The organism is Streptococcus parasanguinis, from assembly GCF_015557775.1.
GTDB classification, from domain to species: Bacteria; Bacillota; Bacilli; order Lactobacillales; family Streptococcaceae; genus Streptococcus; species Streptococcus parasanguinis_AA.
Window position 1 is genome coordinate 25,379 of the sequence record NZ_JADNOY010000009.1, and the last position, 26,355, is coordinate 51,733.

Sequence of the window (26,355 nt, forward strand, 5' to 3'; positions counted from 1 at the left end):
CTCTATTTTCTATTATTTTTCTACGTTATTTGATACGGTTGTACCGATATTTTCACCAAAGACAACGCGTTTGATATTGCCTGGTTCATTCATATTAAAGACAACCAAATCAATGTCGTTGTCCATGGAGAGAGTAGAGGCTGTTGAGTCCATGATGCGAAGACCTTTATTGATCACATCGCGGTGAGTCAATTCCTCAAATTTCACAGCTGAAGCATCTTTTTTCGGATCGGCATTGTAAACACCATCGACCCCATTTTTAGCCATGAGAATGGCATCTGCTTCAATCTCAGCTGCACGAAGGGCTGCGGTCGTATCTGTTGAGAAGTAAGGAGAACCGATCCCTGCACCAAAGATCACGATCCGATCTTTTTCAAGGTGACGAAGGGCACGACCACGGATATATGGTTCTGCAACTTGTTGCATAGCAATCGCAGTTTGAACACGGGTATCCACGCCAACTTGTTGAAGCGAATCAGCCATCACAAGGGCGTTCATGACAGTCCCAAGCATCCCTGTGTAGTCTGCTTGGACACGATCCATCCCTGCTTCTGCAGCAGGTTCTCCACGCCAAAGGTTTCCCCCTCCAATCACCAAGGCAATTTCAATTCCAAGTTCGTGAACTTCCTTGATTTCTTGAGCCATATTTTGGACAGTTTTGATATCGATTCCGACACCACGTTCGCCAGCAAGGGCTTCACCAGATAGCTTGATTAAGATACGTTTATACTTAGGTTCTACCATTTTCTCTCTCCTTTTTTGATCTGTATTATTTTACCATAAATTACGTTTTTTATATAGTCATATCCATTAAAATTTTCTTTTTTCCATCCGATTAGTTTTACCAACTGTAGCAAATAAAAATGGCGTACAAAAAAAGCTACCCGAAGGCAGCTTTTCATTTCAATTAAAGTGAGTTAACGTCCACTTTGATACCAGGACCTTGAGTTGTAGTCAAAGTCAAGCTAGTTACGTAAGTACCTTTAGCTGTAGCTGGTTTTGCTTTTTGGATTGTGTCGTTGAAAGCTTTAAAGTTTTCAACCAATTTAGTATCATCGAATGAAACTTTACCGATGATCGCTTGAACGATACCTGCTTTATCAGCACGGTAAGTGATTTTACCACCTTTAGACTCTTCAACTGCTTTCGCAACATCCATTGTTACTGTACCAGTTTTAGGGTTTGGCATCAAGTTACGTGGCCCAAGGACACGTCCAAGACGTCCAACAAGAGCCATCATGTCAGGTGTAGCGATAACTACATCGAAGTCCAACCAACCATCGTTGATTTTCGCAACAAGGTCATCTTCACCTACGAAGTCTGCACCAGCAGCTTTTGCTTCTTCAGCTTTTGCACCACGTGCAAATACAAGTACGCGAGCTGTTTTACCAGTTCCGTTTGGCAATACCATTGCACCACGGATTTGTTGGTCAGCTTTTTTCACGTCGATGTTCAAGTTGTAAGCAACTTCTACAGTTGCGTCAAATTTTGCAAAGTTAGTTTCTTTTGCAAGAGCTACAGCTTCTTCTACGCTGTAGACTTTTGTGCTGTCGATTTTTTCAAGAGCAGCACGAAGTTGTTTGCTTTTTTTAGCCATTTTATCTTTCTCCTTGTAATGTGGTCATATCGATTTTCATCTCCCACGTCACTCGTCATTTGATCAAGTGTATTGCGGGCAAATAGGATTGTTACAATTAGTCAGTAACAGTGAATCCCATAGAACGAGCAGTACCTTCGATCATACGCATTGCAGACTCAATGTTTGCAGCGTTCAAATCTGGCATCTTAGTTTCAGCGATTTGTTGTACTTGTGCACGAGTTACAGTTGCAACTTTCGTTTTGTTCGGTGTACCTGAACCTTTTTCAACACCTGCAGCTTTTTTCAAAAGAACAGCAGCTGGTGGTGTTTTTGTAACGAAATCGAATGATTTGTCTTCATAAACAGTGATAACAACTGGGATGATCATACCAGCTTGATCAGCTGTACGAGCGTTAAACTCTTTAGTGAATCCCATGATGTTGATACCTGCTTGACCAAGCGCTGGACCAACCGGTGGAGCTGGAGTAGCTTTACCAGCAGGGATTTGCAATTTTACAAGTTTTTCGACTTTTTTAGCCATTTCTTAAATCCTCCTTTGTGGTTTTGGCGGTAATTACAGATTTTTACCTCCCACAAGTATGCTTTGTGCATACCTTTCTATTATACACGATTTCTCTTTTTTTGCAAGAAAAAATTAAAATATAGTAAACTTTTTTTTCGTTTTATGATAGAATGAAGCTATGTTAATCAAAGTTGCTTCTGTATTATTTATTTTTTTAACGCTGATTCTGAGCGGCATCATTGTTCACCTCTTTAAACTCCAAAAAAGAGGATGGCGATCTACCGATATTGCCTTTCCTTTATTTGCCTTGGAGTACTACCTGATCTCAGACAGCGCCTTTTACCACAGCCTCTTACCACTATTAGCCTTGAGCCTTTCGCTTTTGGCCTTGGGGCTAACGATTTATTTCTTAAAAAAGAAAAAGTGTTTTTATTATCCTAAATTTATCAAATACTTCTGGCGCGCTGGGTTTCTGATCACCTTCTTGCTCTATTTGATCCTAACCGCTAGTTTGTTTATCTAATACCAAAAGACAACTCTATCTTTGGAGTTGTTTTTTTATAAATAACCCTGATGATACTGCATAGACTGAAGTCATTTTAATTTTAAATTCTCCAAATATTTACTGAAACTTTTCGACGTGAGAAAAGTGCTAGAAACACGATTGTTTCTAGCACTCGGGAGTTTTGAAACTTTAGGTTCAAAACTAAGTCATGGAACTTCGTGGAAGTTCGCTGACGTCCGTACTCACCTAAGGAAAGTTTCAAAATTATCTTTTTCTTCAATCTGAGACAACTCTATCTTTAAGAGTTGTCTTTTTTTTATTTCTTTCGATGAAAGAACCAGCCCACTAGTTTCTTGAATACTTGAATCAAGAAGAGAGCAAGAACTGCCATGATAGCGCAGATAACCAGCGTTTGAAGCCTCAAGGGGCTCATGTTAAAGAATTTCCCTAGGATACTGCTTGAAACCAGAAAAGCTAGGATATTTCCTAGAAGAACCAGTCTCTTGTAGTGATTGAGAGGCTGGGATTCTTGGTAGATGATGGTAAAACCGACGAAGGCCATCAAGCAGATGGCTGCACTTGAGAGTTCTTCCGACCTCATGCCAAATGTTGAAGAGAGCAATACCAAACTAAAGATCAGTATAAAATCCGTCAAGGCAGCAGGTAGCGCATTTTTAAAGACCGTTTCGATAAAGCGTCCTTTGATGCGCTCGCTATTGGGCTCAAGCGCTAGAAAGAAACCTGGAATCCCAATCGTAAAACCACTGATCAAAGACATCTGCGACGGCATGATGGGATAGGTAAAGGCTAAGAGCGTCACTGAAATAGCCAACAAAATAGAAAAGATATTCTTGATCAAAAAGAGACTGGCTGATCGTTGAATATTATTGACCACCCGACGACCTTCTGCCACGATGGACGGCATCTTCCCAAAGTCAGAATCCAGTAAGACCACTTGCGCCATCTTCTTGGTCGCATCATTTCCAGATTCCATCGCAATACTACAATCCGCTGTTTTGAGGGCCAGAATATCGTTGACGCCATCTCCGGTCATCGCTACCTTATGCCCCTTTGCCTGCAAGCCTTCTACAAGGCTTTTCTTTTGCTCTGGTGTCACCCGACCAAATACCGTATATTGGCTCGCCGCCTGGTGCAAGTCTTCTTCCGTCAGTAAGCTTCTGGCATCGATTAGATTCTCTGCTCCTTCAATGCCTGCTTTTTGTGCAATAGCTGAAACCGTAGCTGGGTTGTCCCCTGAAATGACCTTAATGGTCACTCCTTGTTGTTTAAAGTAGGCGAAGGTTTTTTTGGCATTTTTTCTCAAAGGATTGGAGAGAATGATCCAGGCCACCAAGTCTACAGGAGCCTCTAAAGTCTCTCCCAGGTGTTCTCCCTTATATTTCCCAAAGGCCAAGACCCGATTGCCTGCCTGAGTAGCAGGAGCTATCTCTTGTTCAAGCTCAGAGAAGCCCTCTCGTAAGACAAATTCTGGTGCCCCTAATACATAGATCCCAGATTCAAAGATAATCGCCCCATACTTTTTCTTAGACGTAAAGGGCTGAATGTCTTTAGCCTTCCAAGGCTGGCTGACTGGAGTCTTGTGAAATTTTCGGATGGCATCCATGGTATCGTTTTGATCCATACTAGCCTTGACATACTGAGCTAGTGCTTCCAAGTCTTGAGCGTCTTTAACTGGACGAATCTCTGTCACTTCCATACCCGGCTCTGTAATGGTCCCTGTCTTATCGACACAAAGAACATCCACGCGAGATAAGGTCTCAATCCCCTTCATACTATTGAGCAGGACCTTTTCCTTGGCTAATCTGACAGCACCCAGAGCCAGCGCCAAGGTCATCAAGAGATACAAGCCTTCCGGAATCATCCCGATCAAGGCCCCGACTGTTGAAGTCACACTGAGCTTGAGACTATCGCCTAGGCTGATATAGCTGCGAAGAAAAAGGAGCGAACCTAGCGGAATGATGAGAAGGCCGATGATCCCCACGATTCGGTTGACCGCATGGACCATATCAGACTCCTCATGAGACTTGACCTGCTTGGCTTCCAGGCTCAATTGGTTGATGTAGGAGTCATTCCCAACTTTTTCCAATCGTGCCAGCCCTTGACCAGCGATCACAAAACTACCTGACATGAGTTCGTCTTGTGCTCCTTTTTTGACCTCATCGGCTTCACCTGTCAATTGCGACTCATCGACTTTTAGCTCGCCCTCCAGCAAGACCCCATCCGCATAGATCTGATCTCCAGCTTGAAAGCGAACCAGATCGCCCTCCACCAGCTGATCGATAGGTAGAGCGACTTCTTTTCCTTCTCGAAGAACGATCGCCTCACTCATATGCAGAAATTGCATCTGACGCAAGATCCGTCTAGAGCGGACTTCCTGCACAATTCCTACCAAGGAGTTGACCACGACGACCGGGACAAACAAGAGATTGTTCCAAGACTTCACCGCTACCAGCAAGACCGCTAAGACCAGGAAAATCAGATTAAAGTAAGTAAAGACATTGTCTCGAATGATCTGCCCAATACTTTTTTCTGTCTTAATCGTGACCTTATTTTGCTTGCCCTCTTGGATCTTTTTCGCTACTTCTTCCTGACTGAGTCCTTCTAATCTAACCATTGCTTTCCTCACTCATGTATTTCCAAGGGCAATCCTTCTGGATCGAAGAAAAATGCCATCTTCTTACCATCAAAGTCATCATAGCGAAGGCCTGTATTTGCAATACCTAGCTGATCCAATCTAGCTAGATACGCCTCGACATCGTCCACTTTAAAGGCCAGATGACGTAGTCCCGCATGCTCGGGCAAGGGGAGCTTTGGACGTTCTGGGGCCGTCGGTTTGATAAAGAGTTCTAAAGTCAATTCCCCTTGGCGGAGATTGATCAAGATATCTCCGCGTTCGGGACGGTCATACTCACTGACAATCGCAAAGCCCAACTGGTCCACATAAAAATGCAACATAGCGTCGCGATCCCGTCCAATGATGGCAATATGATGAATCGTGTCTAACTTCATCTGGTCCTACTTTCTATTTTCTATAAAAAGAAAAGGGAGTGGGGCATATGCCCTTTTTCCCTATCCTTATGATTGTTGCAATACTTTTCGAGGCTTGGTCCCTTCAGCTGGTCCAATCACACCCGCTGCTTCCAACTCTTCCATGAGGCGAGTCGCTCGGTTAAAACCAACCGATAAGCGACGCTGGATCATCGAAGCACTGGCTTTTTGGGTCTCGATGACGAGCGCTTTGGCCTCTTCAAAGAGAGGATCACCCTCGTCTGAGCCACCCATACCTCCATCAAAGTCTGACTCCGATACTTCTCCTGGATCAAAGGCATCATCATAATCTGCTTCTGCCTGCTCTTTGACAAAGTTGACAATCCGCTCGACATCGTCATCTGAGATAAAGGATCCTTGTAGACGGATTGGATGATTTTCATCGATCGGTTTAAAGAGCATGTCCCCACGACCGAGCAGTTTCTCAGCTCCATTTTCATCCAAGATGGTCCGTGAGTCGGTCCCAGATGATACCGCAAAAGCAACACGGGAAGGCACATTGGCCTTGATCAAACCTGAGATAACGTCAACCGATGGCCGTTGGGTTGCAAGGATCATGTGGATCCCTGCTGCACGAGCCTTTTGTCCAAGGCGGATAATGGCATCTTCCACTTCTTTACTTGCGACCATCATCAAGTCTGCCAACTCATCGACAATGACCACAATCAATGGAAGGGGCACTTGCTTCATCTCAGACTGGGCATTGTACTCCACCACCTTGGCATTAAAGCCAGCAATATTACGAGCACCCACTTTCGAGAAGAGCTCATAGCGATTTTCCATCTCATCAACGACCTTCTGCAGGGCCCGACTGGCCTTGCGTGGGTTGGTCACCACTGGAATCAAGAGGTGAGGAATATCATTGTAGACAGAAAGCTCCACCATCTTTGGATCGACCATCATAAACTTGACTTCGTCCGGACGGGCCTTCATCAAGATACTCGAAATAATCCCATTGACCGCTACCGACTTACCAGATCCGGTAGAACCCGCTACCAAGAGGTGGGGCATCCGAGCCAAATCAAAGGTTCGTGCCGAGCCATCTACAGCCTTCCCAAGAGGAATCTCAAGGAGTTTAGCTGGATCTGTTTTGGACTGCTCCCACAATTCACGGAAGGAAACGGTCGCAATCTCTGAGTTAGGCACTTCAATCCCGACCAGAGACTTCCCTGGAATCGGTGCTTCAATCCGCACATCCTTGGCTGCTAGAGCCAAGGCCAAATCATCTGCTAGGTTGGAGATGCGGTTGACCCGCACACCGACAGCTGGCTTAACTTCATACTTGGTGACAGAAGGACCGATCTCTGCCCGCTCCACTGTCGCCTTGATATTGAAGCTTGCAAAGGTCTCTTCCAAAATGCGGATGTTCTGGCGAACGATGTTTTTCTCTTTGGATTGATTTTTCGGCTTGTCAGGTGCGAAGAGATCAATGGTTGGAAGCTTGTACTGGAGGAGTTCCTTAGGTGTGAAATCCACTTGAACTTCTTCCCCATCGTCCTCGAATTCTTCGGCTTCCGGAAACTCTTCGTATGCTTCAGGATCTTCAGGCCATTCTTCATCTGGCAGGTAGATCTCTGGTGTTGTTGGTGCGACAATTTCGGCTTCTGGGAAGGACTCTGTGAACGGCTCCTCCGCTAACACCTCTCCCGTTTCAGGGTCTACAGGATGCCCTTCCATTGAAAGGGGAGTTGGAAGAACTGCACTTGCTTCTTCTTGCTCTCTTTCAGCTGCCGCAGCTTCCTCAGCAGCTCTCGCTTCCTTTTCAAGGAATTTCTGCTCGCGACGTTCTTTGCGTTTTTCCATAGAAGCGTGGAAGGCTTGTGACCCCTTTTCAAACAAATCATAGATGGAGTAAGGACTCATCAAGAGGATCCCCAATCCAATAAAGAGAAGGCCAATAAAATAAGAGCCAATATTTGAAAAGAGGAAGGAAATCGGAGCATAAAGAAGGGCACCGATCATACCACCACCGGCAAAGCTCTCCACTCGCAGATGAATCAAGTCTGCCATGATTCTTGAAAAGGTGACCTTGATCCCATTATTGTCTAAATGAAGGGAGGATACAAAGAAGGCCTGAAACATCAAGAGAAGCCCAGCAAAGAAGCTTAGGAATCCTGAAATCACCCCTTCGTGTTTATCCAGCCATTTAAAGGCATAGAGGTAGAAAAAGGTCGCTAAAATAGCCAAGTAAGCCAAACTCCCAACAAAGAGTCGGATTAAGTTGTAGGCCAAGACCCCTACTGCTCCCAATTTCAAAGCCGCAAAGACTAAAACCAGACTAATCAGAATGGTCACAATCATGCGATGAATTGCTTTTTTTCTTTCTAATTCTGCTTTGGACAGTCGTCTCGTCGACCGTGTTTTTTTTGATTGATTATTGTTTGCCATAACTTTTATTATATCACAATTCCAAGCCAGTTCTCTAGTAAAATCATTTCCTCAATTTTGCAGTATAAAGTAAAAAACAGCACCGAGTAGGCACTGTTTTTATAAGTTTTCTTAAGCTAAACCTTTGTTAAAATATCATATTTTTCTTTGTATTGTTCGTAGTACAAAAATAGGTAGTAACCCCCTACTATTTCTAAAAAGAAGACATAAAGAGCAACAGCCATAATAGCGGGGCAGAATGGCGTTAAGATAGCATCAATGCTCCCTCTTACATTTGTATTGTTTGAACGATCAAACAATACAAAACCCGCTGTAACTCCACTTCCTCCCAAGATCAATAATTGATCTGTCATTTTTTCTGTTGCTAGGGCAGCCAAGGAAGCATAGGGTTTTCTTTCTTCAACCGCAGCCTTTATCTTTTTAGGAACCTTCCTAAAGAGATATATCACAACAACTATCGTTAATCCAGCTGATAAAAAACCGAGAAGTTTTCTGCAAAAAATCCCAATTAATACAAATCCTAATTCCATAAATAGTAATAGAAGGTACATATAACAATAAGTGAGATATTTCAAGATCATTTTTTTCTTTCGATATTTAAACGAATAGAAAATGTAGACCAAATAAAATAAAAGTAGAACAAACAAAAGAGGTAAATTTAACCATTGATAGGCAACATCCCCATCTCCATCTAATCTTATTCCCTTAAAGACTGCTGGAAGAAGGATATAAAGTAGATAGACTATTGCAGAAAATAAAGGCATACCAATAAATCTTTTCCAATTTCCCTTATCGTTAAAGCGGCTAATAATGGTCTCATTTACGAAGGATTGACTTTCTTCAAATGAGTAAGTAAAAAGTTTCATATTTCTCCATTTTAGATTCAATCTTTCACTAACTAGTCCTGACTACCACTCATAGGCACTTCAATCTCAGGCACATCGATTACATTATTGACTTGGATATTATCTTGTTGATCCTTAAGATTTGTCTGCGGAACTTGTGGTTTGAATGACGAGGAAAATCCTACTCCAATCACCAGTAGACTCGCTCCAAGGACGCAAAGTCTTTTGACATGCCAGGCCATTGGCAAGGGAATTTTTGCTCGAATCCCTGATTTCTTGACCCAATCCGGATGGTCTCGCATGACACGATTAGCTGCCATCAGAGGCATCAGGTAGCCAAAGAGCGCAATAACCGTTGTCAACCCAATAACCCGAAAACGATTCTGATTGGACGGAGAAACATGATTCACTTCCATCAAGACCATTCCCACAATCACTAAAAAAATGACCAGCAATAGTCCCAAAGATCTCCATAAACCTTCTCTACGGTAGCATTTCAATTCATCAAAAGACATCTGGTTAAAATTCTTATTCATTTTTCAATAACTCCTTGTGTTTTTTCAAGTACTTTTTCCCATACCATTCTTCTACTGACTTACCTTCCCAGCTTCGGTATTCCTCAGGATATTTCCATTTGTAGTAGGCTTGCAGGAAGTATGGTAAGCCTATAAAAGCACTGATAGCAAGCACTACTATATTACAAAAGATCCACAGCAATAAAAAGCCAAATGCCTTGATGGAAGTTGAAACATCTAATGAAAAGATTCCCAAAATATGCTTGATAATGATCCCTATTCCTAAAATAGCCATCCCATAAAGAGAAATTATTTTGGCGATCTTATTAAGTAAAGTATCCCCCGAAATCTCAGCATACATAAGTTTTCTTAATCCTGCTAGTGCAATTGTAAATAGCATGTATGTCGCTATCATCATGATTCCATAAATGGCAATGATTTCCGCAGTGGATAGATTGGCCAATAAAATGTCAAAAACAACTAGATCTATTTCCAATATGAACCAAACCAAAAATGTAAAAACGTGAAACTGATAGCGATATGGTAACAGGTAAGCTCGTTTCACCCACTTTCCAATCACAACGAAGGAAAGCCAAATGAAAAGTAAGATTAAAAACACATTTACTGTTAAGGACTCACGCCTGGCTATTGGAAGAGTTAACGTCTTACTTTCATGAAATTCCATTGATACAATCAGCACAAAGAAGTTAAAACCGATAGGAAAAATAAGGGATAAAATCAAACTTCGAATTCGAAACCAAAGGGAAGCATGCCCATTCTTAAAAAATTTTGCTGTCTTATCATGTTGCTCTTGCTGTAACTTTACAAACCCATCGTCTTCGAGATTGAGACTATCTTCAAAACTGGCTTTAAAGATCGATTTCTTCATTCTTACCTTCCAATAACTCCTTGTGTTTGTTCAAGTATTGTTTAGCCCTTCGAACGATATAGAGTGACTCATCTTCTGAGATTAACTTGTGAAAGAGATCATTGGCTCTGTGCTGATCACCTTTAAGAGTAGCATTCAAGGCTTGGTAGTAGATCATTTCTAACTGCTGGTACTTGAAATCATTGCTTAAATCTTCGAAATAGTCATTATTTTGGTGCGCAATGGTTAAATCATAAAGGGCAAGACAGACCTTTCTTGTTTTCTCAGCCAGTATCGAGTCTGTGATAGTCAATTCATTAAACTGAGCCTCTAGCTCTTCTCTAGTCAAATCAGGATTTGTCAGCACGATCGAACGAATAAGATAACTCTCAAAAAAGTTCTTATATTTCTGCGGACAATCCTTCTGACTGAGTGCTTCCCTAGCTTCTTTTATGACAGTATCGAAATCTCCCATCATAAAAGAATAGGCGACTGATGTCAGCTTAATATCTATCTGTAAAATGGCATTTTTCACATTCTTGTTCAACTGAAGGTATTGCTGCCAAAAAGCTAAATCTAAGTCTACATGGAGCAAGGTGTTGCACTTGTTGGTATAGCTCTTCTTGAGCAATTGGATGAATAAAAACAAGCCTGCAAGGACCAATAAGAGCGCAGCAGTCTGAAGAAGAGTATCTCTGACCACGAACCCAATACAAATAATGAGAAGCATTGCCAACAAGCCAGCAGATCTAATATAGAGTCTATAGTTTTTTCGTAGAGTTTTATAATCCAATTTGTAGCCTCCTATTCATGATTTTTTTAAGGAATCAGCTTCTCCAAAATCAAACAATTTAATCTCAATAGCCGTTCCTTCAACCTCTACTTATCCTCATTTTTATCAGTGTATCCTTCTCCCATAATCTCCTCACGAAGTTTCGGATGCTCTTCTAACCACGCCTTGGCTTCTTGACTATTATGAATTTGAGTATCAGATACTGAGAAATCATCATTAAAGCCATAAGCTGGTAGAATGTCTTGTCCTTTCGGTGCAAACCAGTGAAGAAGAGTTTCAAATGCTTCCTCTGCTGTTACCTTATCAGAACGAATATAAAGTTTGCATTCTTCTTTAACCATTTTCGTCTCTAGATCTGGATAAAGTGTATAAAGGTTAATATTTGTATCCGGAATTTTATCGCTTGCAGAGGATTGTGTTATCTCATTTGATGGATGATAGTATCCCATTGAACGAATAACTTCCGACAAGTTTGTAGCATAAGTTACGTTAAACACATCTGAGTCTTGAGAAAATTTGGTCCCTTCTGGAAATTCTTCAATTTTTCCCGATTCTATATTAAGAAAAACATCTTTAAAGGTGGGACCTTCTCCCGAAAAATCTTCGATTCTTACTCTATAATAACTAACGCCATTATAATAATAAAAGCCAACTAAGTTAATTGGTATGCTAGTTTTGTTATAATTACGAACAATTTGAAAAAGATCTAGTTTCCTCTCTGGCAAACCATCATTTTCCAAATCATAAAGGATTAAATTCCAATATTCTCCTTTTATTTGAAGTTTCATCTTATCTCTGTTAGATATTTCTGCAAGCTTTCGTTCATTAGTAGCCGCATATTTTTCCCAATAGCTAAATAAGCATTACTAGGTGCGAGAACATATTGATTTTTATCCCCAAATAATTGAATATCAGAACGTTTCATTTTTGATAAGGTGGCAAAAGATATCTTTTCCGGTTCAATTTTACTCATATTTTTAGAAATAACCATATTAATAAAAACTGAACATAAAATAACTATTGGTGTATTGATCATCACAATTTTTCTATGTCCCTTAATCCATTTTTTCATCTTCTTGCTCCACCTTTTTGATAAGTAATGACTAACGTTTTGCCTTTTCTAAAGAGGCTACTCATATAATTTTTAATACGTTCATTTTCCACCAAATCAACTTATCTTCCATCATACCGAATTATCTATCTATATGCAACTTCCTTCTTAATTAGTGATTTATCAAATGTTATCAATCTTGAAACAACCTCAGAAAATAGAGAATCCCGTCCAGATTTGAAAGTATCGCAAAATTAAGGTACAATAGAGAAAGACAACTATGTTGGAAAGGAAGAATATGAAAAAATTAATCGCACTACTATTATTTTCCGGCTTGGCTTTGACAGCTTGTTCGTCTAATAAGACTGACGCTAACTCTTCAAGTTCAAGCAAAGAAAAGACAGAGCAGACAGCAACTTCTAGCTCTAGTGAAAAAGATCAAAAGAAAATTGAAGAAGAACAAAAGAAATTAGAACAACTGCGCAAAGATTTTAACGATGCCATGACCAATGAAAATGCTGTCTTCCCACAGCTCTCAAATGAAGTGGCTGAAGACGAAGCAGAGGTTAAAATCACGACAACTGAAGGCGACATCACTGTGAAGCTCTTCCCTAAATATGCCCCACTTGCAGTTGAAAACTTCTTGACCCACGCAAAAGAAGGCTACTACAATGGCTTACTTTTCCACCGTGTCATTAACAACTTTATGATCCAAACTGGGGATCCTAAGGGAGATGGTACTGGTGGCGAATCCATCTGGAAGGGCAAAGACAAATCCAAAGATTCAGGTACTGGTTTTGAGAATGAGTATTCTCCATACCTTTACAACCTTCGTGGAGCCCTTGCCATGGCCAATTCTGGTCCAAATACCAATGGTAGTCAATTCTATATTAACCAAAATAAGGAAGATATTTCTAGCAAGCTCCCAACTGACCGCTTCCCAGCTAAAATCATCGACGCTTATAAAAATGGTGGAAATCCAACCCTCGATGGTGGTAACTACACTGTCTTTGGCCAAGTGATCGATGGCATGGATGTGGTCGATAAAATCGCCTCTGCTGAAACTGATGATAAGGACAAACCAAAAACAGATATCAAGATTGAAAAAATTGAAATCTTAAAAGACTATGATTTCAAGAAATAATGAAAAGAGAACCAAACGGTTCTCTTTTTAAGATATTGATAAACATTTTACATAAAATTAGCTAATAGATTCATTGGTAAAAAAATGAATTCTAATTATTTAAGTCATTCATCTACTGAAACTTTCCGCCGTGAGAAAAGTGCCTGAAACAGATTTGTTTCAGGCACACGGAATTATTGAGACCTTAGGCTCAATAATTAGTCATGGAACTTCCTGGATTGCTGAAATCATCCACTGGATAATTTCACCTAACCTCCGTACTCACCTAAGGAAAGTTTCTAAGAAGAATCTGAAAAGAGAACCATGCGGTTCTCTTTTTGTATTTACGTCAATTCATTAAAGTCCCAGATTTGGTCCATCCAGCCTTCATAGAAGTCTGGCTCGTGGCAAACCATGAGGATAGATCCCTTGTACTCTTTCAGAGCCCGTTTCAATTCTTCTTTAGCATCCACATCCAAATGGTTGGTCGGTTCGTCCAGTACCAAGACATTGTTTTCACGGTTCATCAAGAGACAGAAGCGTACCTTGGCTTGCTCCCCACCGGATAGCACCTGAATTTGGCTCTCGATATGTTTGGTGGTCAAACCACAGCGGGCAAGGGCGGCACGGACTTCTGCTTGGTTGAGAGCCGGAAAGGCATTCCAAACTGCTTCAAGCGGTGTCTGGCGATTGCCACCTTCGACCTCTTGCTCAAAATAGCCAAGCTCTAGGTAGTCTCCACGCTCGACTTCTCCAGCGATCGGAGGGATGATTCCAAGCAAGCTCTTCAAGAGAGTGGTTTTCCCGATCCCGTTGGCTCCGATGATGGCTACCTTTTGATTGCGTTCAAACGTTAGGTTCAAAGGCTTGGTCAAAGGACGGTCATAGCCAATCTGGAGATCCTTGGCCTGGAAGATAAAGCGACCAGGAGTCCGGGCATTTTTAAATTCAAAGGATGGCTTTGGTTTCTCACTTTGCAACTCAATGAGTTCCATCTTGTCCAGCTTCTTCTGACGAGACATGGCCATATTCCGTGTAGCCACACGCGCCTTATTGCGGGCTACGAAATCTTTCAAATCAGCAATCTCTTTTTGCTGACGCTCATAAGCCGCTTCCAATTGCGATTTCTTCATTTCATAGACTTCAAGGAATTGGTAGTAGTCTCCGGAATAGCGGGTTAACTGCTGATTTTCCACATGGTAGACGATATTGATCACATCATTCAAGAAAGGAATATCGTGGGAAATGAGGACAAAGGCATTTTCATAGTTCTGCAAGTAGCGTTTAAGCCAATCGATATGCTCCGCATCCAAGTAGTTGGTTGGCTCATCCAAGAGAAGGATATCTGGTTTTTCAAGAAGCAATTTAGCCAAAAGGACCTTGGTCCGCTGCCCACCTGACAAGGAGGTCACATCCGTATCCATCCCAAAGTCCATAACCCCAAGAGCACGCGCCACTTCATCGATCTTGGCATCCAAGGTATAAAAATCACGACTTTCTAGACGCTCTTGGAGTTCTCCTACTTCTTCCATCAAAGCATCGACATCGGCTCCCTCTTCCGCCATGGCCATATAGAGGTCATTGATGCGAGCTTCAGCTGTGAACAACTCATCAAAAGCGGTCCGTAAAACATCGCGAACCGTTTGTCCTTCTTCTAAGACCGAATGCTGGTCCAGATAACCTGCCGTCACATACTTAGACCACTCCACCTTTCCTTCGTCAGGTTGCATCTTACCAGTCACGATGCTCATGAAGGTCGATTTCCCCTCACCATTGGCTCCGACCAGACCGATGTGCTCTCCCTTTAACAAACGGAAAGACACATCCTCAAAAATCGCCCGGTCCCCAAAACCGTGACTCAAATTTTTCACTTCTAAAATACTCATGCTTGACTCTCTTTCATTGATTTCACTCGTATGATTATATCATCTTCACTGCAAAATGAAAAGGGAGCCCAACTCCCTTTTCTTTTACAAACCTAAGTCTGCGTATGGTTTTCGGTAGCCCACTTGAACAACTTTTCCGTCTTTGACAAGGAGAGGCCGCTTGATCAGCATACCGTCTGAAGCAAGGAGATTCGCCGCTTCTTTCACTGTCAGTTGATCCACCTTATCTTTCAAACCGAGTTCTCGGTATTTCATTCCGCTAGTATTGAAGAAAGACTTGATCGGTAGCCCAGAAGCTGTCATCCATTCTTGCAATTCTTGGCTAGTCGGTGTTTCTGTGACGATGTTTTGGCTTTGGAACTCACATTGGAGACCGTCCAATTCTGATTTAGCTTTTCGACAAGTCGAACATTTTGGGTATTCAATAAATGTATACATCGATTTTATTTCTCCTTCCAGGTAATTCCTTCGTGTTTTAAAAGCCAGCGTTTGCGATCAAGTCCAGACGCATAGCCCGTCAGTTGTCCATCTTTTCCCATCACACGGTGGCAAGGGACTAAGATCGTCAAGGGATTGCGTCCAACAGCCTGTCCTACGGCTTGGGCTGAACCACAAGAAAGATCCTGGGCAAGCTGGCCATAGGTCTTGGTCTCACCATATGGGATCTCTCGCAATAACCGCCACACCCGCTCTCGAAAGGCTGTCCCTTGCGGTGCTAATGGAAAGCTGATAGCGATTGGATCCCCAGCAAAATAGTGGTCCAACCACTCCTTCACCTTCTCATGGTAGGGATGGATCTGCTCCGGCGCCCCATAGGGATCCGGCGCCTCCTCTTTCGGATCATAAAAATCAAGCTCTACAAGACCTTCCTCACTGACAATGATCGAAAGAAGCCCCATAGGGCTTTTATAGAATTGTTTAAGATAGAGAGTCATTGTAGGCCGCTTCTGCTCTTTGGTCCCAGCGGTCCTCTTCTGAGACCACTTGGAATAAACTGGTTTCTGCTTTTCGCTTGATCTTTTGATAAGCCAGGCGGACACCATCAATAGGGACCTTTCCACAATAATGGTAGCCTAATTTTTCAAGCAAATGTTGCATGACCAGATTATCCGGGTGCGTATCGCAACGGAAATCTGGCCCTTTTTCTCCTTCGATTAAACCTTGAAGGAAGGTCTGAGCCACCCCTTTGCCAGCAGCTTCTTTGGCTACAGCAACACGGTGAAAAGTGACATACATATAGTTGTCATGCTCCCACTTGCCATCGTAAATCTCATTATAGGCCGCTTCGTTGCCCTTGTAGACGGCTGCATAGGCGACGACTTCCTGATCTTCAACCGCCACATAGCCTCGACTTTCTAGAATATCCTCAAAAATGATCTCTTCATCTGGATAGCCATCCTGCCACTGGTCGACCTGTCTTTGAGCCAGGCTTTCCTTGGCATCTTGGATGATTTCCATAATTCGCTTAATCTCATTGGGATAAGCCATTCTAATTTCCATCCTGCTTCCAACCTTTCCTAGTCTTGATGGTAACGAGCATAGAGCTCACTCTTTTGCAGGCCGTATTGTTTGGCGACCTGTTTAATTGCTTGATTTTTCTTCATGCCCTCTTGGACCAAGGTATCGATCTCTTGGATCAAGTCGACCTCTTCTAGATCTAGTTCTTCTTTCTTGGCTCCTTCGACAATCAAGAGACACTCCCCTTTGAGGGGATTTTCTTCAAGAAATGCGACTAACTCAGAAATACTGCCGCGAGTATATTCCTCGTAGATTTTGGTTAATTCACGAACCAGGACGACAGGACGATCCCCATAGACAGCCAACATATTCTCTAAGGTTGCCTTCACTCGATGGGGCGATTCATAAAAGATCTGAGTCTCCGGATAGGCTACTTTTTCTTGGAAAAAGGCTTTCTGTTGCCCCTCTTTGCGAGGCAGAAATCCATAAAAAATATGAGGTTGAGGGGCTAGGCCACTGGCAATCAAACCCGTTATACCCGCACTAGGACCAGGCACAGCTACGACAGGAATCTCTCGTTCAATCGCTGCCTTGACCAAATCATGACCGGGGTCAGAGATACTAGGAAGTCCTGCATCTGAGACTTGCGCCACATCCTTTCCGGATTCTAAATGGGCGATCAGATCTGGAATTTTCTCCATGGCATTGTGCTCATGAAAGCTAGTCTGGGGCGTCGCAATCTCAAAATGCTTGAGCAAGAGGCCTGTATTTCTAGTATCCTCAGCTGCGATCAAGTCCACATCTTTTAAGGTCTGGACCATGCGGTAACTCATATCCTCCCGATTGCCGATCGGTGTTGGGACCAGGTAAAGCACCCCTGTTTTCTTTTCCCCTTTAAAACTTCGTTGGATCTGCATGCTTACTCCCTAAATAGCAACTCGTCACAAAACATACACTCTTCATCGTTCTCACGGCGTTGACCATAAGAATAAGTGCAAATATGAAAACCGTCGTTGTAAATGCGTTGCAAATTTTCACGTCCATGGTGTTGTGACTTTGCGGATGAAGTCTTCTCAACTTCCCCCAAACGCTCTCTCAATTTATCATTTTCTAAGCGAAGAGCTGTATTTTCTTCGATGACTTGTTTCAAATTTTTCTTGATGGCTTCGACTTCAGCCAAGGTGACCAACAAATTCTGAGAGAAGCCGTCTAAAGCATCAAATAATTCTTTTTTATTCATTCTGACTCCTTAACTTTCTAAGCTCAAAACCATATATTCTAGAGCATTTTGAAAAGAAACATTGGCCTTCCACATCCTGCGAGCAAGACTCAATTTCTCAAGCAACTGCTGGGATCTACTCAAGCGCAACTGCTCTTCTAAAGCCAACTCCATCAAACGAAAGGCCTGGCTTTGTTTTTCCTTATCATCTGCTAGGCTCACTAAGCGGGTCACTTCCAAATAAGCACGATTCAAATTGGATTGACAACGTTCGATGAACTGATCACAAACTTTTGCCAGTTCAAAAAACGTAGCATTCTTTTTTTGCTGCTCTGCTTCTTCGAGACTAAAACTAAAACGAGCTACTAGACTTGCCTGTGATTTGATCAAGCCTTCTTTTTCTAGCAGTTCGGTTAGGTAGGCTTGCTTTTTAGGAAAATGGACCTGCTGGGCCCGACTCTTGATGGTCGGTAAGATCAAGTTTTCATCGGATGTCAACAAGAAGAGATAGATCTCACTCTGGGGTTCTTCCATAACTTTTAAGAGAGAGTTGGCCGCATTGGTATGCATCTTATCCGCATCTTGGACGATAAAGACCTGCCGGCTTCCTTCAAATCCTGATTGAGAAAAGTCTTGAACGAGCGAGCGAATGCGGTCGGTCTTAATGATCTGGTTGACTGGACGCACGATCTTTACGTCTGAGAATTCTTCTTCAGCAATCAAGCGACAGGAACGGCATTTGCCACAAGGCCAGACTCCCTGCAAATCTTCGCAAAATTGACTTTGAGCTAGCAAGAGGGCCATCTCAAAACTGGCAAAAGAACCCGTAAAGAGATAAGCATGACTGAGCTGTTTGTGTTCTAAGATCTGGGTGAAGCGCTCCACCAATTCTGGCTGGAGCTGTTGGATCTCTTCTAGCTTCATTTCAATATCCCCAAGCGATTTTCTAAAACAGCCAAAACATCCGCAAAGACTGCCTCAAAGGATTGACTGGCATCGATTTTCACAATGCGCTCTGGTTCCTTTTCATACAAGGCCAAATAACCTTGTCTGACTTTTTGGTGAAGCTCCAATCCTTCCAAATCCAAACGATTGACTTCCCGCTCTTGGTTTTTGGCAATTCGAGCGAGCCCTTCTTCGACATCCAGATCAAAGTAAAGGGTGAGATCTGGTTTAAGACCATCTGTCGCGAATTGATTGAGCCACTCGATATCTTCCACACTCAGACCGCGACCATACCCTTGATAAGCGACCGAGCTATCAATAAAGCGGTCCATCAAGACGATTTTCCCAGCTGCAAGGGCCGGTAAGACACGTTCCACCAAATGCTGCCGGCGACTAGCAATATAGAGCAACAACTCGGTCTTGGCATCCATACTAGTATGGTCTGGATCTAAAATGACTTGGCGGATCTTTTCGGCAATATCTACACCGCCTGGTTCACGGGTTGTAATAAAAGGAATCCCTTTTTCTTCAAGTAGAGGCAAAACGGCTTCTAGGACCGATGATTTCCCCGCTCCTTCTGGACCTTCAAATGAAATTAATGTACCGTTTACCATAGTATCCTCTTTCTGTTTTTCTTCTTTTTATTTTACCAAAAATAAGGGTAAAAATCTTGTATTTTAGGAGAGAAAATTTTTCAAAGTCATTTTCATTTTTTTACTTTTTTGTTACAATGATCTTATAAAGTTTTAGGAGACAACCTATCATGTTTAAATTTAAAGATATTCTGGCTATCATCTTGGGGGCCGGCATTTTTTCGTTTGGGATCTATTTTTTGGTCATTCCCTTTCACTTCTATGAAGGAGGAGCAACAGGGATTACCTTGATCACCTATTACCTCTTCAAAATCCCCGTATCCATCATGAACTTGCTGATCAATATCCCTCTTTTCATTCTGGCTTGGAAACTGCTGGGCAAGAAATCTCTTTACCTGAGCTTACTGGGGACTTTCTCGGTTTCCGCTTGGATGGCGATTTTTGAAGCGATATCCCTCAGCCACCGCTACCATCACTTCATCTTTAACGCCTTTAAAGGAGATATTCTGCTTGCCTGTATCGCCTCAGGGGTTGTACTTGGTTTGGGGCTAGGGATTATCTTCAATGCTGGAGGAACCACTGGAGGAACAGATATCCTCGCTCGCATCTTTAACAAATACACTTCCCTCACCATGGGAAAACTCATGTTGATTGTCGATGCCATTGTTCTGATAACTGTTGTCGTAGTCTTCCAAGATGTCCGCACCGCTATGTATACCCTCTTCTTTATCCTGATTGACACCCTTGTCATCGACTTGATTGGGGAAGGTGGTTTTGCTGGAAAAGGCTTCCTTATCGTTACCTCTAAACCAGAAGAAATTGCCAAAAAGGTTTCTGACGATCTGGGTCGCGGGATTACCTTTATTCGCGGGATGGGCTATTACAGCCGTAAAGATCTGGATATTGTCTACTGTGTCGTTTCACGGAATGAGATGAAACAAATGAAAGACATCATCAATCAGATCGATCCATTCGCCTTTATCACCATTTCAGAAGCCCATGAAATTCTGGGCGAAGGCTTCACTTTAGATAAAGAAAAACAACCCATTAACCGTTAATAGAAAAATCAGACTGGATTGTCATCCAGCCTGATTTTTCTATTAAATAGCTTTTGCGGTTGTTCGAGTGATTTCATCGACTTTCAAACCGTTGGCTTCAAATTTACTACGGATTCCTTCTAGATCTGTCACCCCATCAATTTGAACTTCGATAACGACACGATCGTCTTTGGTTGGGATATTGACTGTATTTGCGATGTTATACCCTTCTTCTACAATCAAGTGAATGATTTGTTCTAGAACGCCAACCTTATCTTCTGTCACAAAGCGAACACGAACTCCTTCTTCTCCATAACCGGATACTTCAAGGAAGGCACGGAAAATATCACGATCTGTGATGACACCGGATACTTGGTCATTGTCCACGACTGGAAGAATTCCCACCTTGTTCTTATACATGAGGTAAGTAGCATCTTCTAAGCTTGCAAATTTAGAGACGGTAATGACATCGCGAAGCATGACATCTTTAACCTTAGTCTTGTTCAACAGATAGTTCATCTCGAAAATAGACAAGCTTGTTGCTTTAGATGGACTTGCTTCTGCAATCGTACCTTCTGTCACCAAACCAACCAATTTATCGTTTTCAATGACTGGCAAACGGTGCAAACCTTGTTCGCGCATCAAATCTGCCGCGTGGGCAATTGTAGTATCTGGACTAATGTAAACCACTTTACGTGTCATAAAATCTTTAACAGCCATAACAAGTTCTCCTATGCTTTTATTATTTTTATTATACTTGATTTTAAGAATGATTTCAAACGCTTTCAGCAGTTTTCTCTTGTTTTCAAAATTTAGAAAAATCAAACAAGAGAGGTGAAAAAAAGAAAGGCCATTCGACCTTTCCTTTCAAACAAACTTAAAAATCTTATCCACCAAGGTAGGCCTTGCGGACTTCTTCTGAGGCTAAGAGTTCTTTTCCTGTTCCGGTAAGAACGACTTTCCCTGTTTCCAAAACATAACCGCGGTCTGCGATGGCAAGGGCCTTGTTGGCATTTTGTTCAATCAAGAGAACAGTTGTTCCTTGTTTTTGGATATCTTGGATGATATCAAAGATTTCTTGGATAAAGATTGGGGCCAATCCCATAGAAGGTTCATCCAGGAGCAAAAGTTTTGGCGTCGACATGAGGGCACGACCCATTGCAAGCATTTGTTGCTCCCCACCAGATAGGGTGGCTGCATCTTGGTTCTTCCGTTCTTCCAAACGTGGGAAACGGGAGAAGACTTTCTTCAAGTTAGCTTGATTTTCTTCTCGATCTTTCTTCAAGAAAGCTCCCATTTCCAAGTTTTCCATAACGGTCAAGCCTGGAAAGACGTGACGGCCTTCTGGAACTTGGGAGAGTCCTGCTGCTACAATCTTTTGAGCTGGAACCTTTTGAATCTCCTGACCCAAAAACTCAATTTTCCCAGCACTTGGACGCACCAAACCTGAAATGGTACGAAGAATAGATGTTTTCCCAGCACCGTTAGCACCGATAAGAGAAACAACTTCTCCTTCATTTACCTCGAAACTGACATCACGGACAGCCTGGATCATGCCATAGTGTACAGAAAGATTTTCAACTTTTAACATAGACATTAGGCTTCACCTCCTAGATAGGCTTCGATTACACGTTTGTTGTTCTTGATTTCATCTGGCGTACCATGGGCAATCAAGCGGCCATATTCCAATACATAAATCCGTTCTGTTACTTCCATAACCAAACTCATATCATGCTCGATCAACATGATCGTAATATTAAATTCTTTTTGAATGCGACGGATCAGTTGGGTTAATTCTGATGTTTCTTGAGGGTTCATCCCTGCAGCAGGTTCATCCAAGAAGAGGATTTTTGGCTCTGTAGCAAGGGCACGAACGATCTCCAAGTGACGTTGTTGTCCGTAAGCTAAGTTTTTGGCCAAGGTATCTGCTTCTTTTTCCAAACCAAAAATCGCTAACAATTCAAGGGCTTTCGCTTTCAAAGCTTCTTCATTCTTGTAATAGCTTGGCAAGCGGAAAAGACTCGCAAAGACATGTGGTTTGTGGTGATTGGCAAAGGCAATCAAGACATTGTCCAAAACGCTTAAATCTTTAAAGAGACGAATATTTTGGAAAGTCCGTCCCAGACCACCTGCAGCGATTTTATAAGGTGCTTTACCATTTAGCAACTGACCATCTAAGGTAATGGTCCCTTCACTTGGTTCATATACCCCTGTTAGGAGGTTGAAGAGGGTTGTTTTACCGGCACCGTTGGGTCCGATCAAACCAACCAATTCCCCTTCATTAAGTTCCATGGTCACATCCCCAACGGCTGTCAAACCACCAAAGTTTTTTGTTAAATTTTTTACTTCAAGAAGTGCCATTAGTTAGCCTCCTTTTTTGAGAGTAGTTTTTTCAAGCTGAATTCCCATGTTCCAAGAAGACCACCTGGACGGAAGATCATCACGAGAATCAAAGCCAATGAGTAAATGATCATACGTACACTTGAGAAGTCTTGAAGCACCATGTTCAAGATACCCAAGACGATGGCTGCCAAAACTGTTCCTGACATTGATCCCAAACCACCAAACACGACAATGATCAAGACATTAATGGTATTGGTGAAAGAGTAATCTTTAGGAACAACAGAGCCGATAAAGCCAGCTTGGAGAGATCCAGCAATCGCCGCTGTGATCGCACCAAATACAAAGGCGATGACTTTGACTTTGGTTGTATTGATCCCAACAGATTCTGCTGCGATTTCATCTTCACGAACAGAAAGGGTAGAGCGTCCAATTGGACTGCGTAAGAAGTTAATCGTAAAGATCGTTGTAATGACAACAAAGAGGTAAACCAATTGCCAAGTTGTAAAGGCTGGCAAACCAAGGATCCCAGCAGCACCATTTGTTAGAGTACCACCATTGACGATCAAGATCCGAATGATTTCAGAAACCCCAAGTGTCGCAATCGCGAGGTAGTCCCCTTTCAAACGAAGGGTTGGAACCCCAACGATCAAGGCAACGACACCAGCAATCAAAGCACCTAAAACCATCGCACCAAAGAAAGCCCCATAGGTTGGTGATTTAGAACCGAGAATGGCTGCAGAATAGGCACCAATCGCCATAAAACCGGCATGTCCGAGTGAGAATTGACCTGAGAAACCAACAATGAGGTTCAAGCCAACTGCAAGGATAATATTAATTCCGATTTGTTCTAAAATTTGGATATAGAAGAGGTTGAGCACACCCGCTGCAACCAAGACTTGGATCAAGGCAAAACCTGCGACCAAAAGACCAAGCCAGACTAAATTCACTTTTAAATTTTGTTTCATGGCTTACACCTTCTCTTTCACATTTTTACCGAGGATTCCTGCTGGACGGATGAGCAAGATCACAATCAAGATGGCATACACAATGGCATCACGAAAGTCTGAAAGACCGATCGCTGTAGCGAATGTTTCCAACAAACCGATGACAAATCCACCTAGGGCCGCACCTGGAATGATTCCGATTCCTCCAAGAACGGCTGCGACAAAGGCTTTGATCCCTGGTGTCATCCCCATCAAAGGCTCGATCGAGTTGTAGTACAAACCGATCAAGACCCCACCAGCACCTGCCAAGGCTGAACCCAAAGCAAAGGTGAAGCTGATCGTACGGTTTACGTTAATCCCCATCAATTGAGCCGCATCACTATCGACAGATACAGCACGCATGGCTTTCCCCATCTTTGTCTTTTGGATAATAAATTGAAGAGCGACCATCAAGAAAACAGACACTCCCAAGATCATCAACTGAATATTGGAGATTGAAATAGGACCGAAGTTGTAACGAACCGTTTTAATCACTTGAGGGAAGGAACGGGTATTGGCTCCTACAAAGAAGACCATCCCATATTCAAGCAAGAAGGAGACACCGATCGCTGTGATCAAGGCAGCAATCCGAGTCGAATGACGAAGCGGACGATAAGCCAGGTATTCAATCACAACCCCTAAAATAGCTGTCCCAACCATGGCTAGGAGCAAGGCTACAAAGAAGTTAACCTTCAATGAGTTCAATAAGAAATATCCCATAAAGGCACCTACCATGTAGATATCCCCATGGGCAAAGTTGATCAATTTGATAATTCCATACACCATGGTATAACCAAGGGCCAAAAGTGCATAGACACTTCCCAAGATTAGACCGTTCACTAATTGCTGGAGCATTTGAACCATCCTTTCTAACAATAAAGAGCGAGGCCAGGAATTTTTATTCTCCCAGCCTCTTGTACAAACAACAAATGATAATTATGGTTTAACAGACTCAACAGATTTGACTTTACCATCTTTCAAGCCAATCATAAGAGCTGATTTAACCGGGTTGTGGTTCTTGTCGATTGACATTGTACCAGTCACACCTTCCAAGTCTTTCAACTTGGCAAGGTTGTCTTTCAATTCGACAGAGTTCTTAGCACCTTTAGATGCTTCTGCAACCATGTAAACTGAGTCATAAGCCAAAGCTGCGAACATTGAAGGTTCTTCATTGTATTTCGCTTTGTATGCTTCTACGAATTTCTTGGCTTTATCAGTCATTTCACCTTCAGTAGAGAATCCAGCTACGTAGTAGATATCAGTAGCTGCAGCAGGTGTTGCTTGTTCAACGAACTTCTCATCGCTAAATCCATCACCACCAATGATTGGTTGTTTGATTCCCATACCACGCGCTTGGTTTACGATCTTACCAGTTTCAGTGTAGTACCCTGGAAGAACAATCGCATCGAAGTCTTTATCTTTGATTTTTGTAAGAGCAGCTTGGAAGTCTGTATCCTTAGATTGGAACGTTTCTGTTGCTACGATTTCACCTTTGTAAGATTTCTTGAAGGCTTCAGCAATCCCTTTCGCATAGTCAGATGAGTTATCGTAGTAGAGAACGACTTTCTTCGCTTTCAAGTTATCAGTTGTGTATTTAGCGATGATTTTTCCTTGGAAGCTATCGATAAAGGTTGCACGGAAGAGGTAATCTTGACCTTTTGTCAAATCATCTTGAGTTGCTGATGGTGTGACCAATGGAACACCTGCTTTACCAGCGTTGGCAACCGCTGCTGCAGTAGCACCTGAAGTTGCAGGTCCTACAAGAGCGTTCACTTTTGATTGAGTGACAAGGTTTGTAGTGACTGTAGCTGCTTCAGCTGTTTCAGATTTGTTATCTTTATCTGTGACAACGATCTTCTTACCGTCAGCTCCACCCTTAGCGTTGATTTCATCAACGGCCAATTGAGCACCTTTTTGTTCAGCGCTACCGTAGGCTGCTACTTCACCAGTTTTTTCAAAGTTAAAACCGACTTTTAGTTCCTTGCCGATTTCGTTACCAGTTGTGTTTGAACCTGAAGTAGAAACTTCACCACAAGCAGCAAGAAGAGCGACACTTGCAATGGTTAAAAATGAAAGAGCAAATTTTTTCTTCATTTGTAATGATCTCCTTAAATGAATCTTAAAATAAATACATTAAGAATATACCGAATTATCTGACAATTGTCAATAAAAAAAGCGCAATCCATCAAATGATTGCGTTTTCTAAACTTCTGTGACCACAGATGGGGTCTCCAATCGTTGCAAACTCCCCACAAAATCTGTATCTAAATCTTTGAGATGGCAAGGCAAGACCTTTTTGACATAACGTTCTTTCTTTAAGTCTTCCATGACTTGATCGGCCTTGTCACTGTCCACATACAATTGGACATAACGGCATTTCTTAGAATGGTACAAGACATCTCCGACAGATTGTAATTTTTTCCCGTCTCGATTGTAATACAATTTAACAATCAAGCCTGTTCTTTCTTGTTTCTCAAACATGGTCAATCCCTTTCTCGTTCTATTACTAGTATATCAAATTTCAAGAAAAAGAACTACTCTTTTATGAGAGCAAAAAAGAGAGTGGGACAGAAATCGGTAATTCGTTAGAATTCGATTTCGTCGTCCCACCTCCGCACAGTTGAGTAGGGCT

Annotated in this window: 30 protein-coding genes; 3 read left to right on the forward strand and 27 right to left on the reverse strand. The window is 42.3% G+C overall.

The annotated features are described in order from the left end of the window. Nucleotides 1-12: 12 nt before the first annotated feature. From pyrH to rplK, 3 genes are all read right to left on the reverse strand, one after another. Nucleotides 13-744: a UMP kinase gene (gene pyrH / locus I2F76_RS10025; protein ID WP_003005706.1), complete on the reverse strand. Its 732-nt coding sequence runs from the start codon at nucleotides 742-744 to the stop codon at nucleotides 13-15. Between the two features lie 163 nt (nucleotides 745-907). Continuing rightward, nucleotides 908-1,597, reverse strand: a complete 690-nt coding sequence (gene rplA / locus I2F76_RS10030; RefSeq protein ID WP_003005355.1) for a 50S ribosomal protein L1 — start codon at nucleotides 1,595-1,597, stop codon at nucleotides 908-910. A gap of 97 nt (nucleotides 1,598-1,694) precedes the next feature. Beyond that, complete coding sequence (rplK, locus tag I2F76_RS10035; RefSeq protein ID WP_003005369.1) at nucleotides 1,695-2,120, reverse strand: 50S ribosomal protein L11; 426 nt, start codon at nucleotides 2,118-2,120, stop codon at nucleotides 1,695-1,697. Nucleotides 2,121-2,280: 160 nt separating this feature from the next. On the opposite strand from rplK, the gene I2F76_RS10040 reads away from it, so the two are divergent. Then, complete coding sequence (locus I2F76_RS10040) at nucleotides 2,281-2,625, forward strand: DUF3397 family protein (protein ID WP_195487778.1); 345 nt, start codon at nucleotides 2,281-2,283, stop codon at nucleotides 2,623-2,625. A gap of 298 nt (nucleotides 2,626-2,923) precedes the next feature. On the opposite strand, the gene I2F76_RS10045 is transcribed toward I2F76_RS10040, so the two are convergent. The 9 genes from I2F76_RS10045 to I2F76_RS10630 all read right to left on the reverse strand — a co-directional run bounded on the left by I2F76_RS10045 (nucleotide 2,924) and on the right by I2F76_RS10630 (nucleotide 12,157). Next, entirely contained in the window at nucleotides 2,924-5,242 is a 2,319-nt protein-coding gene (locus I2F76_RS10045; protein WP_195487779.1) for an HAD-IC family P-type ATPase, read from the reverse strand. Nucleotides 5,243-5,250: 8 nt separating this feature from the next. Next, nucleotides 5,251-5,637 carry a VOC family protein gene (locus I2F76_RS10050; RefSeq protein WP_195487780.1) on the reverse strand — a complete coding sequence of 129 codons (387 nt, stop codon included), beginning with the start codon at nucleotides 5,635-5,637 and terminating at the stop codon, nucleotides 5,251-5,253. A gap of 66 nt (nucleotides 5,638-5,703) precedes the next feature. After that, nucleotides 5,704-8,064, reverse strand: coding sequence for a DNA translocase FtsK (locus I2F76_RS10055; RefSeq protein ID WP_195487781.1), 2,361 nt, complete (start codon nucleotides 8,062-8,064; stop codon nucleotides 5,704-5,706). Nucleotides 8,065-8,180: 116 nt separating this feature from the next. Then, complete coding sequence (locus I2F76_RS10060; RefSeq protein ID WP_195487782.1) at nucleotides 8,181-8,930, reverse strand: hypothetical protein; 750 nt, start codon at nucleotides 8,928-8,930, stop codon at nucleotides 8,181-8,183. Between the two features lie 32 nt (nucleotides 8,931-8,962). Further along, on the reverse strand, nucleotides 8,963-9,445 hold the full coding sequence (locus I2F76_RS10065; protein ID WP_195487783.1) for a hypothetical protein: 483 nt from the start codon (nucleotides 9,443-9,445) through the stop codon (nucleotides 8,963-8,965). Then, nucleotides 9,438-10,313, reverse strand: a complete 876-nt coding sequence (locus I2F76_RS10070) for a hypothetical protein (protein WP_195487784.1) — start codon at nucleotides 10,311-10,313, stop codon at nucleotides 9,438-9,440. Before I2F76_RS10070 ends, I2F76_RS10065 begins: the two co-directional genes overlap by 8 nt. After that, nucleotides 10,294-11,085 (reverse strand): hypothetical protein, encoded by a 792-nt coding sequence (locus I2F76_RS10075; protein ID WP_049482862.1) that lies wholly within the window; start codon nucleotides 11,083-11,085, stop codon nucleotides 10,294-10,296. The genes I2F76_RS10070 and I2F76_RS10075 overlap by 20 nt, the downstream gene beginning before the upstream one ends. 86 nt (nucleotides 11,086-11,171) lie before the next feature. Then, on the reverse strand, nucleotides 11,172-11,873 hold the full coding sequence (locus I2F76_RS10080) for a hypothetical protein (protein WP_229289745.1): 702 nt from the start codon (nucleotides 11,871-11,873) through the stop codon (nucleotides 11,172-11,174). Beyond that, nucleotides 11,870-12,157: a hypothetical protein gene (locus I2F76_RS10630; protein WP_229289746.1), complete on the reverse strand. Its 288-nt coding sequence runs from the start codon at nucleotides 12,155-12,157 to the stop codon at nucleotides 11,870-11,872. Before I2F76_RS10630 ends, I2F76_RS10080 begins: the two co-directional genes overlap by 4 nt. 277 nt (nucleotides 12,158-12,434) lie before the next feature. On the opposite strand from I2F76_RS10630, the gene I2F76_RS10085 reads away from it, so the two are divergent. Next, entirely contained in the window at nucleotides 12,435-13,280 is an 846-nt protein-coding gene (locus tag I2F76_RS10085; RefSeq protein WP_195487785.1) for a peptidylprolyl isomerase, read from the forward strand. A 323-nt stretch (nucleotides 13,281-13,603) separates the two neighbouring features. Here the strand turns inward: I2F76_RS10085 and I2F76_RS10090 are convergent, their stop codons facing one another. The 8 genes from I2F76_RS10090 to tmk form a co-directional block, all read right to left on the reverse strand. Continuing rightward, complete coding sequence (locus tag I2F76_RS10090) at nucleotides 13,604-15,145, reverse strand: ABC-F family ATP-binding cassette domain-containing protein (RefSeq protein WP_003005197.1); 1,542 nt, start codon at nucleotides 15,143-15,145, stop codon at nucleotides 13,604-13,606. A gap of 84 nt (nucleotides 15,146-15,229) precedes the next feature. Then, nucleotides 15,230-15,583, reverse strand: a complete 354-nt coding sequence (locus I2F76_RS10095; RefSeq protein WP_195487786.1) for an arsenate reductase family protein — start codon at nucleotides 15,581-15,583, stop codon at nucleotides 15,230-15,232. Nucleotides 15,584-15,588: 5 nt separating this feature from the next. After that, a complete protein-coding gene (locus tag I2F76_RS10100) occupies nucleotides 15,589-16,080 on the reverse strand; it encodes a methylated-DNA--[protein]-cysteine S-methyltransferase (RefSeq protein ID WP_195487787.1) in 492 nt (163 codons plus the stop codon). Beyond that, the gene (locus I2F76_RS10105) at nucleotides 16,064-16,645 is read right to left on the reverse strand and encodes a GNAT family N-acetyltransferase (protein ID WP_003008260.1); all 582 of its coding nucleotides are present in this window, start codon (nucleotides 16,643-16,645) and stop codon (nucleotides 16,064-16,066) included. Before I2F76_RS10105 ends, I2F76_RS10100 begins: the two co-directional genes overlap by 17 nt. 17 nt (nucleotides 16,646-16,662) lie before the next feature. Next, on the reverse strand, nucleotides 16,663-17,520 hold the full coding sequence (gene rsmI, locus I2F76_RS10110; RefSeq protein ID WP_195487788.1) for a 16S rRNA (cytidine(1402)-2'-O)-methyltransferase: 858 nt from the start codon (nucleotides 17,518-17,520) through the stop codon (nucleotides 16,663-16,665). A 2-nt stretch (nucleotides 17,521-17,522) separates the two neighbouring features. Then, on the reverse strand, nucleotides 17,523-17,843 hold the full coding sequence (yabA, locus tag I2F76_RS10115; RefSeq protein ID WP_003005416.1) for a DNA replication initiation control protein YabA: 321 nt from the start codon (nucleotides 17,841-17,843) through the stop codon (nucleotides 17,523-17,525). 9 nt (nucleotides 17,844-17,852) lie between these two features. Then, nucleotides 17,853-18,746, reverse strand: a complete 894-nt coding sequence (locus tag I2F76_RS10120) for a DNA polymerase III subunit delta' (RefSeq protein WP_049472084.1) — start codon at nucleotides 18,744-18,746, stop codon at nucleotides 17,853-17,855. Continuing rightward, nucleotides 18,743-19,381 (reverse strand): dTMP kinase, encoded by a 639-nt coding sequence (gene tmk / locus I2F76_RS10125; RefSeq protein WP_049472085.1) that lies wholly within the window; start codon nucleotides 19,379-19,381, stop codon nucleotides 18,743-18,745. The genes I2F76_RS10120 and tmk overlap by 4 nt, the downstream gene beginning before the upstream one ends. 149 nt (nucleotides 19,382-19,530) lie before the next feature. Here tmk and I2F76_RS10130 point away from each other — a divergent pair, with 149 nt between their 5' ends. After that, nucleotides 19,531-20,418: a YitT family protein gene (locus tag I2F76_RS10130; protein ID WP_195487789.1), complete on the forward strand. Its 888-nt coding sequence runs from the start codon at nucleotides 19,531-19,533 to the stop codon at nucleotides 20,416-20,418. A 42-nt stretch (nucleotides 20,419-20,460) separates the two neighbouring features. Here the strand turns inward: I2F76_RS10130 and I2F76_RS10135 are convergent, their stop codons facing one another. The 7 genes from I2F76_RS10135 to I2F76_RS10165 form a co-directional block, all read right to left on the reverse strand. Beyond that, complete coding sequence (locus I2F76_RS10135) at nucleotides 20,461-21,117, reverse strand: CBS domain-containing protein (protein WP_003005183.1); 657 nt, start codon at nucleotides 21,115-21,117, stop codon at nucleotides 20,461-20,463. Nucleotides 21,118-21,283: 166 nt separating this feature from the next. After that, entirely contained in the window at nucleotides 21,284-21,994 is a 711-nt protein-coding gene (locus tag I2F76_RS10140; protein WP_003005434.1) for an ABC transporter ATP-binding protein, read from the reverse strand. Next, nucleotides 21,994-22,758: an ABC transporter ATP-binding protein gene (locus I2F76_RS10145; protein WP_195487790.1), complete on the reverse strand. Its 765-nt coding sequence runs from the start codon at nucleotides 22,756-22,758 to the stop codon at nucleotides 21,994-21,996. The genes I2F76_RS10140 and I2F76_RS10145 overlap by 1 nt, the downstream gene beginning before the upstream one ends. Continuing rightward, entirely contained in the window at nucleotides 22,758-23,705 is a 948-nt protein-coding gene (locus tag I2F76_RS10150) for a branched-chain amino acid ABC transporter permease (protein ID WP_070466373.1), read from the reverse strand. Before I2F76_RS10150 ends, I2F76_RS10145 begins: the two co-directional genes overlap by 1 nt. A gap of 3 nt (nucleotides 23,706-23,708) precedes the next feature. After that, on the reverse strand, nucleotides 23,709-24,578 hold the full coding sequence (locus I2F76_RS10155) for a branched-chain amino acid ABC transporter permease (RefSeq protein ID WP_045759743.1): 870 nt from the start codon (nucleotides 24,576-24,578) through the stop codon (nucleotides 23,709-23,711). An 81-nt stretch (nucleotides 24,579-24,659) separates the two neighbouring features. Beyond that, the gene (locus tag I2F76_RS10160; RefSeq protein WP_195487791.1) at nucleotides 24,660-25,817 is read right to left on the reverse strand and encodes an ABC transporter substrate-binding protein; all 1,158 of its coding nucleotides are present in this window, start codon (nucleotides 25,815-25,817) and stop codon (nucleotides 24,660-24,662) included. Nucleotides 25,818-25,925: 108 nt separating this feature from the next. After that, nucleotides 25,926-26,204 carry a DUF2129 domain-containing protein gene (locus I2F76_RS10165; protein WP_023918810.1) on the reverse strand — a complete coding sequence of 93 codons (279 nt, stop codon included), beginning with the start codon at nucleotides 26,202-26,204 and terminating at the stop codon, nucleotides 25,926-25,928. Nucleotides 26,205-26,355 lie beyond the last annotated feature (151 nt).

Excerpts from the sequence above, each read along its gene's own strand:
- pyrH (WP_003005706.1), bottom strand. The coding sequence starts at position 744 with ATGGTAGAACCTAAGTATAAACGTATCTTAATCAAGCTATCTGGTGAA.
- rplA (WP_003005355.1), bottom strand. The coding sequence starts at position 1,597 with ATGGCTAAAAAAAGCAAACAACTTCGTGCTGCTCTTGAAAAAATCGAC.
- rplK (WP_003005369.1), bottom strand. The coding sequence starts at position 2,120 with ATGGCTAAAAAAGTCGAAAAACTTGTAAAATTGCAAATCCCTGCTGGT.
- I2F76_RS10040 (WP_195487778.1), top strand. The coding sequence starts at position 2,281 with ATGTTAATCAAAGTTGCTTCTGTATTATTTATTTTTTTAACGCTGATT.
- I2F76_RS10045 (WP_195487779.1), bottom strand. The coding sequence starts at position 5,242 with ATGGTTAGATTAGAAGGACTCAGTCAGGAAGAAGTAGCGAAAAAGATC.
- I2F76_RS10050 (WP_195487780.1), bottom strand. The coding sequence starts at position 5,637 with ATGAAGTTAGACACGATTCATCATATTGCCATCATTGGACGGGATCGC.
- I2F76_RS10055 (WP_195487781.1), bottom strand. The coding sequence starts at position 8,064 with ATGGCAAACAATAATCAATCAAAAAAAACACGGTCGACGAGACGACTG.
- I2F76_RS10060 (WP_195487782.1), bottom strand. The coding sequence starts at position 8,930 with ATGAAACTTTTTACTTACTCATTTGAAGAAAGTCAATCCTTCGTAAAT.
- I2F76_RS10065 (WP_195487783.1), bottom strand. The coding sequence starts at position 9,445 with ATGAATAAGAATTTTAACCAGATGTCTTTTGATGAATTGAAATGCTAC.
- I2F76_RS10070 (WP_195487784.1), bottom strand. The coding sequence starts at position 10,313 with ATGAAGAAATCGATCTTTAAAGCCAGTTTTGAAGATAGTCTCAATCTC.
- I2F76_RS10080 (WP_229289745.1), bottom strand. The coding sequence starts at position 11,873 with ATGAAACTTCAAATAAAAGGAGAATATTGGAATTTAATCCTTTATGAT.
- I2F76_RS10630 (WP_229289746.1), bottom strand. The coding sequence starts at position 12,157 with ATGAAAAAATGGATTAAGGGACATAGAAAAATTGTGATGATCAATACA.
- I2F76_RS10085 (WP_195487785.1), top strand. The coding sequence starts at position 12,435 with ATGAAAAAATTAATCGCACTACTATTATTTTCCGGCTTGGCTTTGACA.
- I2F76_RS10090 (WP_003005197.1), bottom strand. The coding sequence starts at position 15,145 with ATGAGTATTTTAGAAGTGAAAAATTTGAGTCACGGTTTTGGGGACCGG.
- I2F76_RS10095 (WP_195487786.1), bottom strand. The coding sequence starts at position 15,583 with ATGTATACATTTATTGAATACCCAAAATGTTCGACTTGTCGAAAAGCT.
- I2F76_RS10100 (WP_195487787.1), bottom strand. The coding sequence starts at position 16,080 with ATGACTCTCTATCTTAAACAATTCTATAAAAGCCCTATGGGGCTTCTT.
- I2F76_RS10105 (WP_003008260.1), bottom strand. The coding sequence starts at position 16,645 with ATGGAAATTAGAATGGCTTATCCCAATGAGATTAAGCGAATTATGGAA.
- rsmI (WP_195487788.1), bottom strand. The coding sequence starts at position 17,520 with ATGCAGATCCAACGAAGTTTTAAAGGGGAAAAGAAAACAGGGGTGCTT.
- yabA (WP_003005416.1), bottom strand. The coding sequence starts at position 17,843 with ATGAATAAAAAAGAATTATTTGATGCTTTAGACGGCTTCTCTCAGAAT.
- I2F76_RS10120 (WP_049472084.1), bottom strand. The coding sequence starts at position 18,746 with ATGAAGCTAGAAGAGATCCAACAGCTCCAGCCAGAATTGGTGGAGCGC.
- tmk (WP_049472085.1), bottom strand. The coding sequence starts at position 19,381 with ATGGTAAACGGTACATTAATTTCATTTGAAGGTCCAGAAGGAGCGGGG.
- I2F76_RS10130 (WP_195487789.1), top strand. The coding sequence starts at position 19,531 with ATGTTTAAATTTAAAGATATTCTGGCTATCATCTTGGGGGCCGGCATT.
- I2F76_RS10135 (WP_003005183.1), bottom strand. The coding sequence starts at position 21,117 with ATGGCTGTTAAAGATTTTATGACACGTAAAGTGGTTTACATTAGTCCA.
- I2F76_RS10140 (WP_003005434.1), bottom strand. The coding sequence starts at position 21,994 with ATGTCTATGTTAAAAGTTGAAAATCTTTCTGTACACTATGGCATGATC.
- I2F76_RS10145 (WP_195487790.1), bottom strand. The coding sequence starts at position 22,758 with ATGGCACTTCTTGAAGTAAAAAATTTAACAAAAAACTTTGGTGGTTTG.
- I2F76_RS10150 (WP_070466373.1), bottom strand. The coding sequence starts at position 23,705 with ATGAAACAAAATTTAAAAGTGAATTTAGTCTGGCTTGGTCTTTTGGTC.
- I2F76_RS10155 (WP_045759743.1), bottom strand. The coding sequence starts at position 24,578 with ATGCTCCAGCAATTAGTGAACGGTCTAATCTTGGGAAGTGTCTATGCA.
- I2F76_RS10160 (WP_195487791.1), bottom strand. The coding sequence starts at position 25,817 with ATGAAGAAAAAATTTGCTCTTTCATTTTTAACCATTGCAAGTGTCGCT.
- I2F76_RS10165 (WP_023918810.1), bottom strand. The coding sequence starts at position 26,204 with ATGTTTGAGAAACAAGAAAGAACAGGCTTGATTGTTAAATTGTATTAC.